The organism is Pseudomonas sp. CBC3, assembly GCF_037967085.1.
In the GTDB taxonomy this organism is placed as follows: Bacteria; Pseudomonadota; Gammaproteobacteria; order Pseudomonadales; family Pseudomonadaceae; genus Stutzerimonas.
The window spans coordinates 430975-443542 of record NZ_JBANEO010000004.1; the positions used below are offsets into that span (position 1 = coordinate 430975).

Annotated in this window: 12 protein-coding genes and 1 pseudogene; 5 read left to right on the forward strand and 8 right to left on the reverse strand. The window is 51.0% G+C overall.

Translation table 11 applies throughout. The features are described 5' to 3' along the window. Window positions 1-21: 21 nt before the first annotated feature. Window positions 22-333, reverse strand: coding sequence for an SOS response-associated peptidase family protein (locus V6943_RS20540; protein WP_445324157.1), 312 nt, complete (start codon window positions 331-333; stop codon window positions 22-24). Continuing rightward, a complete protein-coding gene (locus V6943_RS20545) occupies window positions 218-610 on the reverse strand; it encodes an SOS response-associated peptidase family protein (RefSeq protein WP_445324158.1) in 393 nt (130 codons plus the stop codon). Before V6943_RS20545 ends, V6943_RS20540 begins: the two co-directional genes overlap by 116 nt. Between V6943_RS20545 and V6943_RS18610 the strand changes: the two are divergent. Then, window positions 537-1621: pseudogene (locus V6943_RS18610) on the forward strand (helix-hairpin-helix domain-containing protein); the annotation flags it as partial. The gene V6943_RS20545 and the pseudogene V6943_RS18610 sit on opposite strands and share 74 nt — an antisense overlap. 101 nt (window positions 1622-1722) lie before the next feature. Here V6943_RS18610 and V6943_RS18615 read toward each other — a convergent pair. From V6943_RS18615 to V6943_RS18625, 3 genes are all read right to left on the reverse strand, one after another. Then, the gene (locus V6943_RS18615; RefSeq protein ID WP_340555008.1) at window positions 1723-2133 is read right to left on the reverse strand and encodes a hypothetical protein; all 411 of its coding nucleotides are present in this window, start codon (window positions 2131-2133) and stop codon (window positions 1723-1725) included. 746 nt (window positions 2134-2879) lie between these two features. Then, complete coding sequence (locus V6943_RS18620; protein ID WP_340555009.1) at window positions 2880-4619, reverse strand: caspase family protein; 1740 nt, start codon at window positions 4617-4619, stop codon at window positions 2880-2882. Window positions 4620-4800: 181 nt separating this feature from the next. Next, the gene (locus V6943_RS18625) at window positions 4801-5775 is read right to left on the reverse strand and encodes an endonuclease (RefSeq protein ID WP_340555010.1); all 975 of its coding nucleotides are present in this window, start codon (window positions 5773-5775) and stop codon (window positions 4801-4803) included. Window positions 5776-5926: 151 nt separating this feature from the next. Here V6943_RS18625 and V6943_RS18630 point away from each other — a divergent pair, with 151 nt between their 5' ends. Then, a complete protein-coding gene (locus V6943_RS18630; protein WP_340555011.1) occupies window positions 5927-6286 on the forward strand; it encodes a histone-like nucleoid-structuring protein, MvaT/MvaU family in 360 nt (119 codons plus the stop codon). An 88-nt stretch (window positions 6287-6374) separates the two neighbouring features. Here the strand turns inward: V6943_RS18630 and V6943_RS18635 are convergent, their stop codons facing one another. The 3 genes from V6943_RS18635 to V6943_RS18645 form a co-directional block, all read right to left on the reverse strand. Further along, a complete protein-coding gene (locus V6943_RS18635) occupies window positions 6375-6947 on the reverse strand; it encodes a hypothetical protein (RefSeq protein ID WP_340555012.1) in 573 nt (190 codons plus the stop codon). 287 nt (window positions 6948-7234) lie between these two features. Continuing rightward, entirely contained in the window at window positions 7235-7777 is a 543-nt protein-coding gene (locus V6943_RS18640) for a HEPN domain-containing protein (protein ID WP_340555013.1), read from the reverse strand. A gap of 64 nt (window positions 7778-7841) precedes the next feature. Next, entirely contained in the window at window positions 7842-8279 is a 438-nt protein-coding gene (locus tag V6943_RS18645) for a hypothetical protein (protein ID WP_340555014.1), read from the reverse strand. A 367-nt stretch (window positions 8280-8646) separates the two neighbouring features. Here V6943_RS18645 and V6943_RS18650 point away from each other — a divergent pair, with 367 nt between their 5' ends. From V6943_RS18650 to V6943_RS18660, 3 genes are all read left to right on the forward strand, one after another. Then, a complete protein-coding gene (locus tag V6943_RS18650; RefSeq protein ID WP_340555015.1) occupies window positions 8647-9222 on the forward strand; it encodes a hypothetical protein in 576 nt (191 codons plus the stop codon). Then, the gene (locus V6943_RS18655) at window positions 9219-10421 is read left to right on the forward strand and encodes an XRE family transcriptional regulator (RefSeq protein ID WP_340555016.1); all 1203 of its coding nucleotides are present in this window, start codon (window positions 9219-9221) and stop codon (window positions 10419-10421) included. Before V6943_RS18650 ends, V6943_RS18655 begins: the two co-directional genes overlap by 4 nt. A 387-nt stretch (window positions 10422-10808) precedes the next feature. Continuing rightward, complete coding sequence (locus V6943_RS18660; protein WP_340555017.1) at window positions 10809-12386, forward strand: UvrD-helicase domain-containing protein; 1578 nt, start codon at window positions 10809-10811, stop codon at window positions 12384-12386. The last annotated feature ends 182 nt before the right edge of the window (window positions 12387-12568 follow it).

Here is a 12568-nt window from a genome sequence, read left to right on the forward strand (position 1 = left end):
TTCAGGCGCAGCAACGATGATTCACCCTAATGGGTCGATCAACTCTGCCCCCTCGTTACGAACGTTTCCAACCGCACGCCCTACGGCAAACCACGTGAACTCAGCGACAGGCAGCGCACTTTCTTGCAGCAACTGGTCAGCCACCTCAGAGCTCACATCTGATAGCCACACTCTGGCGTCATTCGCGCCGAACACAACAGGTCGCCGGTCGAGGACATCAAGCATGCCGCCCCCGGAATCTGCTGTGATTATCCTGCATCCTTTCATGCCCTCCAGGCTCGACGCTCGGCTCTGAGAACTGCCCAATGGCAGGCAGAAAGAGAGGTTCATCATCTGCCCTACTAATGTAGTACGGCGGCTTGGCCTTCTCACCCTCGACCACACACCACTCGTACCAACCGTCAGCGCAGACCAAGGCCCGGTGCGGCCAGATCTGCCGGAAGTACTTGCTCCTAGCTGCCTTCTCCCGCGTCGCGTTGATGTCCCGCCGCGCCGGTTTGGAGTCCCATGCAGGCGTCCATCCCCATTTCTCCGCCGTCCAGATGTCCATGGCCGCCTGGAAGCGCCATGGTGGCCTGGAGCCGCACCAGATCCGACTGCGCCAGGGCATGCTGGAACGGGGCTACAGCGAGGAGTTTGCGGCTCGCATTTTCAAGCAGATCAAGGGCTTCGGCAGCTATGGTTTTCCGGAATCGCACGCAGCGAGTTTCGCCCTGCTCACCTATGCAAGCTGCTGGCTTAAATGCCACGAGCAATCGGCGTACGCGTGCGCCCTGATTAACTCCTGGCCCATGGGTTTTTACTCGCCAGATCAGGTGCTCCAGGATGCTCGCCGGCACGGTATTGAGATCCGTCCTGTCGACGTGACTGTGAGCGATTGGGACTGCACTCTGGAAGCGCTGGATCGAAGGCTGCCGGCGCTGCGGATGGGTCTGCGAATGATCAGAGGATTAGCTGAAGCCGTCGGCAGAAGGATTCAGATCGAGCGGGAGGCGAAGTCGTTCAGCGACGTCGGCGACCTCTGTCTGCGCGCGGAGCTGGATCACAAGGCGCGCGAGCTACTTGCCGAGGCTGATGCGCTGAAGAACCTCGCTCGGCACCGCCATGCGGCCCGGTGGGAAATCGCAGCGGTGCAGCAGCCCATACCTCTTTTGCCCAGGAGCCCGATGAGAAGCCGGTAGCGATTCCGGAGCCTAGCGTCGTGGAAAACATGCACGCGGATTATGCGCGGACAGGCACGACCCTGGGGCCGCATCCAATGTCGTTACTCAGGGCTCAGCTTAAGAAAATGCGTGCGAAGAGCTCGCGGGATTTGCGGGAGATGGGCGATTGCAATCACGTCACAGTGATCGGGATCGTGACTGGTCGCCAGCGGCCTTCTACAGCGAGTGGCGTGACCTTTGTGACCCTGGAAGATGAGTTCGGCATGATCAACGTGATCGTTTGGAAGGACTTGGCCGAGGAGTACCGATCAGCCCTGGTGCATTCGAAGCTGCTCCAGGTAAAGGGCAAGCTGGAAGATCAGGAAGGCGTGGTGCATTTGATCGCGAGCTATCTAGCGGACAGGAGCGATTTACTGGAGGGGCTGGATGTGAGGAGTAGGAATTTTCAAAATAGATGAGAGCCTAATCAAAGGCATAAACGCCCTCAAGCGCAGATATTAGGCCGACCGAAGCCTGGGCTCACAATTACTCAAAAGTTAAAGTGAGCTTACAAACACAATTAATAAGATGAGTTAAAGGCAAAGGCATCAAGCGCAGACTCCATTCTGGCATATTCTCTTTGAATGCTTTCTATATAGTCAGTTGTTTCAGGGCCCTCCCAAACACTAGCTAGACCACGTGGATCGATTTCATCGCCCTGCAAACGCATATAGGACTCTTCGCATTCGAGTGCCCAACCAAGCACATAATCCTTCGCGAGCCCAGAAGGTATATTAAATATCTCACCGGAAAGAACTTCAGAACTAAAGATATATATGAGATACATCATGCGTACTGGCGGAGCGGGATGCGACCTTGGCTTTTGCAAATCCGCAGACCAACAGTTAGCCTCGAACATTCTAAGCGGCATATACTTAGATATAAATAAGTATCTTGCTGCATCAATCGAATTAGAATTCAAAATACCCAAGGCATCCCTTATTGCGGTGGTTGGGAAGCTAAGCCGACCGTGAGATAAATTCTCTTGAGTTACAAACAAAAAGTTAAAGCACTCTTGAATCGCCCCTATATCTGCGTCAATTCAAAGTACGCCAGATGCCCGCACATAACCTACATGACCACGCACCAAATGCGAAACTTCATGCATAAAGACACTCTCGATGAATTTGACTAGAAAAAATATGGAAAAATTCTTTCGAACATCGCATTTAGGCCTAGATGGAATTATATCTGAACCAGCAAGATTACTAGGTATGTACGGTAGCGGAGTCCCATCTCCCTCTAAGCTAGCCGCACCAACCTCAGCAAACATATCTCCCCGCGACAACATTAAGGTTACAATGCATGCGGCATTATAAACAAACCCAAAGCTGATCCCGATAAAGGCACATTTATCATCGACCTCTCTTGGTGATACGTAGGCAAAAGCCATTGGCGAGTTGCAATTATAAATAGTCGAATGTAGCTTGTAACCATTTGGGCTAAAGTATATATGCTCAATTCTTCGCCGTTGAACTCAATTGCAGCCTTGCTCTCGGTAACTAGCTTGTTAACCCACGCATCTGAATGATGTGGCAACTGAAGTCCACCACGCAGGGCAATAATATCTGAAAGCTCTTGTGAATATCCCAACACACCTCAACCTCCAAGTTAAATAAAACTTAAAGCTAGCAGCTCACTACATAACGCAACCACAATTGAACGCATCGAATTTAGTTACAGGGAGTCGACATAATCCAGCGACTCAAAATAGTCCTGCCTTATAGGTGCATAGAACAATATATGCTTGTCTTTCGTAGCCGCGACTAACGTATTTTTGGCAGTGAAAGCTAGGCCTACAAGCTCTGTCTCTCTACCCCCGCTTGTATCGAGCTGCTGGTAAGCCTCCCAGACCCGAGTATCGATAATTGTAACAACACCTTCAGAACTGCCAATGGCAAGTATCGGGAGAGTATTTGATCGCGATATGTACAATAAATCGTTGGATCCAAGACGCTCCTTCATAAGTTTTACAGCTGACTCGTCCAAACCCTTCGGAGCAAAAAGAAATTCGTTAATAATTTGGTCATCACCAACAACATGGAGCAGCGAGCTTCTGCGACTCGACGGCAGTCTAGGTGACTCTCCTAAATTCATAACGAGGCCGGAAATTTCGGCCTCCCTATTGATCATGTAAATATTGCCCGATGATGTCGCGAGAATGACATGATTATCGTCATGCTTGCATATAGCGTACAAATGGTCGAGAAGTTTTAGCTCTAGATGCCTAGCACTCACTTTGTCAGATATAATTCGCACAGAGAGTACACTAAAGTAGTCTCCGCCAACCCACACTTCGGTATTGCTAATAAATTCAGCGCAATAAAAACTTTTCTTAATCCGCTTTTCGTAAACAAGATGAAGGCCTTCATCTTGTTTACGAAACATAACGCAATGATGCAAGCCATAAACGAAAATAAATTCCCCATCACCACTGACCGCAACACCTTCGGGATCAATCTCCTTGAGATCCACTTCCAAACCGATGCTAACGACAAGCAGCTTACCTTCATTAGTAATTGCGAAAAGGTCTCCCGCCTCGGACTGCCGAATAGCTCTTACCCCAGTTTCAAATCTTAACTTACCATTTGCTCCTGAGTCAGCTAATAACTGAAGGTATTTATTATCGCTAACGAAGAACACACCGTCTCTGTGTTTCGACACAACAAGTGCATTTAAACATCCGCCCGCATTCGCAAAGAAACTCTGCTGCTGCTTGAAATTAGGCAGATCCGATATCTTTATTTTAGATACCAAGCTAGAATAAAACCATGGCCTCTGTCGATTTTTAGTTTCATGTATTACTGCGCTACCAATGTCCTTAAACATCTCCTCGACACTTAACTTATGATCAAGCAAAGCTCTCTTCAGGTGCTTTGTAAAAACACTATTAGAGCCCATGCCGTCAAGAGCTACATCACCATAGCTAGTTGAGTATGATACCAAGACATTACTTTGGCTCTTCTCGGTTTCTGAGCGGGCCTCATGAATACGCTCGTTAACGGCTTTCGAAGAGTAGTCCTTAGCATTAAACGGCAATCTACAAGCATCCAGAACCACTATGCGTACTAAGCCAAGCCCTTGAGTCTCACGAAGTAAATCCTCAAGGTGATAAGAACAATATTCAACTGAGGCAGGAGTAAACTCATCAATATCAATTGGAACTAGATAGCCATATCCTAAATGCTCATAAGCATGCCCGGCGAAATAAACAAACAGCAGGTCGCCAGAAACCACTTTATCTTTAACCTTAACTATAGCCTCGATGATTTGATCTTTAGTTGCATCGCAGAGCAAAAAAGATTCAAAACCGCGCATCTGCAAGGCTTTATGAATCGACCTCGCATCATTGACTGCATTTTTTAGGGGATCTTTACCATAAGCTGCATTGCCAATGACCAGTCCATAGCGTGCCATAATTCCCTAACTCCGTTCCGGCCACGAAACAATTAATTACGTTCGTGGCAACAATTTAATTTTCTATCTAGAAGACAATCCCTTTCAAGCAATAACGCACATACTAGATAATAGGAAAACACATCTATTATCTGCTATACGCAAGCCACGACTTTAACTAGCTAAACATTTAACTACTCGCTTAGCTGCAATTACCTGCCTTCCGGTAACCGGCCTTAATCGCTTCTGCTTCAGACCCAAACTTCACCTGGTTCTTCAAAGAAACCTGGCCGTAGCTCGGACATCCAACACGCAAGTGATACACGTTGCTGCGCCGATTGCCAACCACATCACCTGGAGCATGGCTGGTGTCCGCTGGAACATCTTGAGCTTTTGCCACCTGCCGCACGGGAGCTGCCGGCGAGCCTCCCTTCACACCATCACCTGTAGGTTTGTACCCCAAACTCCATACTCGCTCGCCAGTCACAAAGGCATTCGGGTACCCAACAATTTTTGCGATCCGCGCGTTCCGCTCGATCTCCCATTCATTGGGCGGGAACTGTTTGCTCCAGGCCATCAGTAGCTGCTGCTGTTGCCGCGACATGTTCAGTCCATACCGATCGAACATGTAAAACGTTGTGCGAGCAATGAGCCCTTTCACCTCGTCACGAGGCTCCGCAGTCCTCGCGTTGAAATCTACGCGCGTTGTGCACTGACCGTATTGCGGAGAAACGCCGGAGACCATCCCGTAGTTAAAATTCGCCCTGTCTCCGTTCACTTCGCCAACTGCGGGGTAGAGGTTGAAAAGGTCAGCTTCCATCGCCCTGAAAACGGGATCATTGGCCACGCAGTTCTTACGCCCGCCGTTCTGCCAACACTGCCGCTGGTGGCCGAACTGCCAGGCAGGGACAATATGCTCCCACTCCGTCCGTTCAGCGCGGGTCTGCTGCTTCCTGGTCTCGTAGCCGCAAGACTCTGCATCTACTCTTCCCCCGGACTTCCCAACCCAACGCCATTTGCAGCCGCAGTAAAGATCGCCGACGGGCCCGTCGGCTTGATCAAAAAACACCTCACGCTTTGCGACGACCTTTGCCTCACCAAAACTGGCCGGAGCACTAGCGAACGATGAGGTTGCAGCGAAAACAAGTACCGTAAAGAGGAGAAAAACCTGCTTCATGCTAAAGCTTAATTCTGGGGATCGAGCGCGGCATTATAAGCAGACTGCCCTCGTCTAGGTCATTATCAAAAAATGCAACGGAATGTCTTTTCGTATAGACTTTCCAACAAACCATCGCTAGTTTTAGTCAAAATTTTATTGGGGAGAAATCATGTCCAAACTTGCAGAATTCAAAGCCCTTGAAGCTCAAATCGAAGAGCACAAGCAGCGCCTTGCCGCGCTTCAGGGTGACGAAGACCTGAAGAAAGAAATTGAATTTGAAAGCAAACTGCGCAAGCTCCTTGCTGAGTACAACTACTCGCTACGCAACGTGATTGATCTGTTGGATCCTTCAGCGGGTACCGGGCGCAAAGCTGCTGCAGCTAAGCCGGCTCGTCGTGAGCGTACCCTCAAGCGTTACAAGAACCCGAAGACCGGTGAGGTGATTGAGACTAAGGGCGGGAACCATAAAGTGCTGAAGGCTTGGAAAGAAGAGCATGGCGCTGAGACGGTTGAAAGCTGGGTGCAGTGAGTGATTGATCAAAGGCCGCGAGAGCGGCCTTTTTTACTGACTGACGCAAAATTGTTAGCCCGCTCTCTCCGCGTTGCATTAAATCCAATTAACTCGCCCCAATCCTCAGCCTTTGCGCGCCAAGCTGGGTGAAGCGGTTATCCATCCCTCTCAAAATGCTGACGTAGCTAACTTCAAACGCATCCATCAGATCACGCAGATGGGCGTCGAGCTCACCTTTCCTAGAAAGTCGAGATACGAATTCATCAGGGCTTTCTTCTTTGCTTTTATCAAGTGGATGATTTAATCGCGAATGAAACCTGGAATAGCAGCTAACCGAGCCCATAATTTTGTTAATATCTGCAGCATCCTTAGCGTCTGGTGGAGTGCAAGGATCGGGTGATCTAAGGTTATCCGTTGGGCTGATGTCAATCTCATCAAGATGGATAATGCTATTGGCAAGATCCTTGCCAAAATATCGGATCAATTTAAACTGATTCTCGATGATGCGTTGTTTCCATAGACGATAAAACTGATCGTATTCGGCTTCAGGGCCATCGAGGTATTCTTCGAAACTCTTATCAGCACCTTCGGCTTGCAATTTGTCGAGTGCATTGTACCCCTCAGCTAAGAGTTTACTCGTCTCTTGCGCGGTGGCTTGCGCTTCGTCCAGGAATTTCACATGAGCTGCTTTGTTATTTTGGTAGATTTGAAGAACAGTAGTACCTAGAAGTGTCAAGCACGTTGTGGTTACAGCGACCATCACGGTGGACAGTAAAGACTTTTCAGACATTGAGTTGAAATCACCAATATAGACTTACGCATTTAAAATTTTGGGGGATGCTTAAGACAAGTCAGAGACCCGCCATCAGCTCAGCAGCCAACGCCTTAAAACACTGATATTGGCACCGAGATAAACCGGCAAGTAGAGCGCTCTAAGCCTCATCGCAGAGCCTGCTCTGAATACTACTAAAGATGTTCGTCGAGACACTGATCGGTGTTCTGTACTAACAGCTTGATAAACCGGATGGCTTTCTCCAGATCGTCCCGCTTGACCAGGTGAGCAGCTGGCACACCTGTGCTCTGTACCTTGGATCGATGCACCGCTTGGCCTCGCTTGCTGATCAAAGCATCAAGCGCCTTCCGATTTCCCGTCGCGTCGGTGCTCATTCCAGCCCAGTTGGCTGTGACGTCAACGCCGAGGTAGTCCAGGAATAGCTGCTTGGTCTTCGCCGAATCAGGGTTGTGAAAACGCTTGAGCTCATTCTCCAACTTCTCAGCCATGAAGTCGCCACATCGGCTTCCCTTGATCAGCTTGAGCTGGATTGCCAGCGCTTCGGTGACCCTATCTTCGACGTAGGTTTCCCAGGCGGTCAGGGCCATTACCAAGCCCGCACGCTTGAGCACCTCCGCGTTGGCCGGTGGCGGATTGGAGTTGAGCGCGTCGAAATGCTCCAGGAGCTCCTCGGCATCCTTGATCGAGTACTGAAAAGCCTGCTCTGCTTTTGACATCAAAAATCCCTCTAATAGATAACGCGATTTCCGCGTCACTGGCCATACGCGGGCAATGCTCTAGCTATGGCTTAGGTGACTGCAAGTACGCCACGAAGCCTGCCCAATCATGCGCACCATACTTTTCGAGCATCCGCTTAGGCAGCTTGAGCTGGGCCATCCGCCAATCGATCGACAATTGCCACTCAGCTTCGTCGAGAATCTGCTGGCCCGTGAAATACCGAACCTCGTCTGCGGTGGTGTTATAAATCAGAAAAACCCGTTCTGGGTTCAGACTGACCGCGTCGCGGCTGAGTCCACGCTGGTTGTTCCAGTTACTACCACTTTTGATCTGGATCTCGAAATAGCGCCCTTTGTGACCAACGATTCCATCAATACCCTTGTCATCTACCAGAGAAGGGAAAACGTCAAATCCTTCGCTAAGAAGGTATCCCCAGATTGCTAACTCGTTGCGCTTGCCAATAGCCAGTTTACTTTCTTTTTTCACTTTGCTCTCAGTCATTGCCGTTCCACTGGCAGTACTAGATACAGGCAGTATGCCATCGAGGCGCATCAGCAGTTGCGGCTAATCTCTGTGCCTCTAGGCGCCCCTCAGCGACAGATACTGCTCGACATGAGTGACCGCACGCCTTTGGGCTATGCACGCGCGGATCGCCTATGTGATCTCACTGGATGATCCTGAGTCTTATCAGCAGTCCCACTTATCGGGAGGTACAACCTCCTTCAGAATTCGCAGCGCCACCCTATCCACACGAAATTTTTTAGGCATATAATCTCGCTTAACGAAATCAGAGACTCCCTCTATGCCCCAGCGTCACGCGCCATCTATTCCAGCCCTTCTCCTTGCAAGCGTTCCACGCGACCTCGTCATGGGCGTTGAAGATGCCTTCGATGCTGGTGCGATGCGCGCCTACCTGGCTACCAAGGATCTGAGCAAAAAACATCGAAAAAACGCATTGGGTCAGATGCGTCATTTCTACATGAACGAGCTGTTCAGCGAAGCCTTGCTGGCTGCCGGCGCTGAGCATGCGCCACTTCAAGGCAACGGCGTGGTGGTGGGGCAAACGGGGATGTTCAAGTTTAGCCGCGTGAACATGTCCTCGACCGTTTGGAATAACGCCAAGCGCAGCTCTATTCGGCGGAAGCTTTCCGAGGTGAACCAGGCGATGACGCAATTGGTGCAGCCTTCCCTCTTCGTTCCAGAGGCTATTACCGCAGGCACATTCTTCTTTGTGGCGTGCTTCTCGGGCTCTTTGAGCAACCAACCAGAGCGTCCTATTCAGGTTTTCATCGCAGTTCCGGATGCCAAGATGGAAGGATGGTTGTTTCGCGAACCGCTCAAGACATTTCTCGCGCGCTATGACGAAGTGCCACAACAGATTGACCGTGTCACGCCGACTCTCAAAACAGGTGTGCTTAAAACAGGACAACAAGCTGCATCATGAGCCGTGGAATTACAGGCTTCGAGCCTGAGCGTTTAATACAGGTGCTCTCTGCCCGAGCAGTCTCTCAGGTAGAGCTGGCCGCGATGGTTGGAGTCTCTCCAGCCACAATCAGCAAGTGGAAATCAGGCCAGCAGTCCCCAGAAGCGGAAGCCCTTCAGAGCCTTTCTGTTGCGATGAATGTAACCCCTGAATGGTTCACTAGGCCGCTTCCTGAAAAGTGCACCTTGCCGCTGTACCGTAGCAATGCATCGGCACATGCTGCAGCACGTACCAAGCTCGCCACGCGATTGGAGTGGGCACAGGATATTGCTTTGGCACTGGGTGAGTTCGTTGACTTCCCTGAGGTCAACTTGCCCACCCGCTCATTTAGCGATCCAGAGCAGATCACCAATTCAGACATCGAGCAGGCAGCGTGCGAGTGTCGTGATCTTTGGAGCTTGGGACGTCGAGCAGTTCCAGACCTCGCAATGGCTGTTGAAGGTGCCGGGGTCATCCTTGTCCGAGAGGAAACAGGGGTCGCCACCATTGAGGGGCTATCTGCCTGGAGCCCGGCCCTTGAACGTCCAATGATTCTCCTATCTTCCGACAAGGAGAATGCTTTTCGCAGTAGGTTCGATCTCGCCCACGAGCTGGGTCACCTCATCCTTCACAAAGGCATTGAACGCTCTACCGACCCTGATCGATATAAGCTGATGGAAGATCAGGCTCATCGGTTCGCTGGTGCATTTTTGCTGCCTGCTGAAACCTTTGCAGCTGACGTGCGTACCCCAGTAACACTCGACAGCCTGCTTCTTTTGAAACAGCGCTGGGGCGTCTCAGTCGGTGCCATGATCATGCGCTTGTTCGCGCTGAAGGTTATCGACAGCAATACTAAAGCGCAGCTCTTCAAGCGCCGGTCGTCACGCTGGGGCGTCAAGGCTGAACCTGGTGACGATGGCCGCTCGCCCGAACAGGTTCGACTCCTCAGGCGCACAGTGGAATTGCTGGCCTCTTCCGGCGTGATGCCACTTGAGTCTGTTACTGACTACCTGGGCTTAGGTGAGGCTGATGTGGAGATGCTCACGGGGCTACCAAAGCATTACCTGAAAAGCCAATCTGCAGTGGTTCAGCTAGCGACACTCAAGAGTAAAGTGGCAAATTCATTGGGTTCAGATAGCAAGGAATCCGCGAAAGTACTCCCCTTCAATCGAAGCAAATGAATACTGACTGGGCCATTTCTATGGCCCAGATTTTGAGCGCTGGCTCCAGTTTTCGGTCGGATTCCCACACGCAAACCTCGCATCTGAAGTTACTTCGTAGCAACTGATCGAGGAAAAATCACGTTTACGCAAGGAAGCGCCCAGAGCTCAGGGCTGAATCAGATGACAAGGATTTTATACTCCCCTTGGTGGGCCAAATGGCTTCCAGCTGGGGTTAGGTCAGCCAAAATAACAGAACAAGGCGTTGAGATATGTAGCCGTAGAGGCGAGCAGTTTCTCGACTGGACAACGCTTGCGTTACCTAAAAAGGGCCGCTCACTTTTCACGTACTCGTTGATCTTGCGCTGCGCTACTGGTGATATCCGACTCCATTTCACAAGAACAGCAGTGCGCGATGAAGCTTGGGCTCTCGTTACTCGGGGATGGTTCGGCCCGAGGCTGGGCTCTATCAAATCACAGATGCTGGCGTTCACCGACAGCCTTCCTAAAAAAGGCTATGTCCGTGGCTCCCAATGGGCTCCCATTGCCCAAGAGTTCGAAAGGCTTCGGGCAATCTTGCCTCCCGAACAACCCTCATACGTGCTTGATGCTGAACAGAATTACTTCCTAGAAGCGACCCGCGAATTCCTGGAAAACCCAACGACCTGGCTTAAGCAATCCCGGGAGCGTTATGTCCGAGAGAACCTGTCTCGCCACGCACACCTTTTCGATACAGTCGAGAGCAAACCACTCTCCCCCAGGCAACGAGAGGCATGTGTCGTTGACGAGGACAACAACCTAATACTTGCAGGTGCCGGCAGCGGCAAGACCAGTACGGTAATGGGCCGTGTTGCGTTCCTCGTTCAGAGTGGCCAGGCAAAGCCTGAAGAAATACTCCTGCTGGCCTATGGCAAACAAGCTGCTGCCGAGATGCGAGAGCGGCTCGAAAAGCGCCTCGGGATAAAAGGGATAACCGCCACTACCTTCCACGCGCTCGGCCTATCCGTAGTTGCAGTAGCAGAGCGTAAAAAACCATCGCTGAGCCCCATGGCTGAAGACGATAAGTTGAAAGCAAAATTCGTCGACCTGGAGTTTCAGCGCCTCCAGAAAGAAGATCCTGAGTACCGCCAGCTCATACTGTCCTACTTCGAGCGCTGGCTAAATCCCGACCGCAATCCGTTCGATTTCGAGACGCTGGGCGATTACTACCAATTCCTTAACGACAACAACCTACGAACGCTCAAAGGCGAGAAAGTCAAAGGTTTTGGCGAGTGCGACATCGCCAATTTCCTTTTCAAAAACGGCATTGAATACCGTTACGAAGCCCGCTTCGAACCCCCGGAGCAAGCCAAAGCACGCGCGGCATACCACCCCGATTTTTTCCTTCCTGAACACGGGATCTACATCGAGCACTTCGGCATTGATGAGCTGGGCAACACTGCGCCCTACATTGATCGCCGAAAATACCATGACGATATGGCATGGAAGAGAAGCGTACATAAGCTGGCAGGGACAACTCTGCTTGAGACATACCACTATCAAAAGCAGAAGGGGCAACTGCTGGAAACCCTTGAGAAATCGCTCACTACGGCCGGTGTAAATCTCAACCCGTTACCCCCAGAAGCTGTACTCGAAACTCTCCGGGAATTTGGAGCCATCACCGAGTTTTCGAATATCCTGGTGAAGATGCTTGGGCTGCTGAAGGCGGCAAACCTAAACGAGCTGGAACGCGAACGTATAGCCACTAAGACACCTCAGCTTGGGGCAGCCCTAAAGCTCCTGATACCTATATTCGAGGCCTACGAGGCCGAGCTCGAAAGCGAGGGCCAGCTAGACTTTGACGGCATGGTCAGTAAAGCGAATACCTATATCGAAGAGGGGAAATTCGACGTCCCCTGGAGATTCATCATCGTCGACGAGTTTCAGGACATAGCGAAATCGCGGGCCGAACTCGTGCAATCAATCAGAATGCGGATTCCACGCTGACTCGGACACCCATTCCACGCGCACCCGGACAGTGATTCCACGCTGATCCGGACACTCATTCCACAAGCATCCGGACACCGACTCCACGGTCATCCGGACACTTTTCTGGCAGGCAGCCACGCAGGATTTATTCACTACCATCGATCTCTTTTTCGAAGCAGAGAGGTCGTTGTGGAGCGTTT

Coding starts and splice junctions, on each gene's coding strand:
- V6943_RS20540 (WP_445324157.1), bottom strand. CDS start 333: ATGATGAACCTCTCTTTCTGCCTGCCATTGGGCAGTTCTCAGAGCCGA.
- V6943_RS20545 (WP_445324158.1), bottom strand. CDS start 610: ATGCCCTGGCGCAGTCGGATCTGGTGCGGCTCCAGGCCACCATGGCGC.
- V6943_RS18620 (WP_340555009.1), bottom strand. CDS start 4,619: ATGGCACGCTATGGACTGGTCATTGGCAATGCAGCTTATGGTAAAGAT.
- V6943_RS18625 (WP_340555010.1), bottom strand. CDS start 5,775: ATGAAGCAGGTTTTTCTCCTCTTTACGGTACTTGTTTTCGCTGCAACC.
- V6943_RS18630 (WP_340555011.1), top strand. CDS start 5,927: ATGTCCAAACTTGCAGAATTCAAAGCCCTTGAAGCTCAAATCGAAGAG.
- V6943_RS18640 (WP_340555013.1), bottom strand. CDS start 7,777: ATGTCAAAAGCAGAGCAGGCTTTTCAGTACTCGATCAAGGATGCCGAG.
- V6943_RS18645 (WP_340555014.1), bottom strand. CDS start 8,279: ATGACTGAGAGCAAAGTGAAAAAAGAAAGTAAACTGGCTATTGGCAAG.
- V6943_RS18650 (WP_340555015.1), top strand. CDS start 8,647: ATGGGCGTTGAAGATGCCTTCGATGCTGGTGCGATGCGCGCCTACCTG.
- V6943_RS18655 (WP_340555016.1), top strand. CDS start 9,219: ATGAGCCGTGGAATTACAGGCTTCGAGCCTGAGCGTTTAATACAGGTG.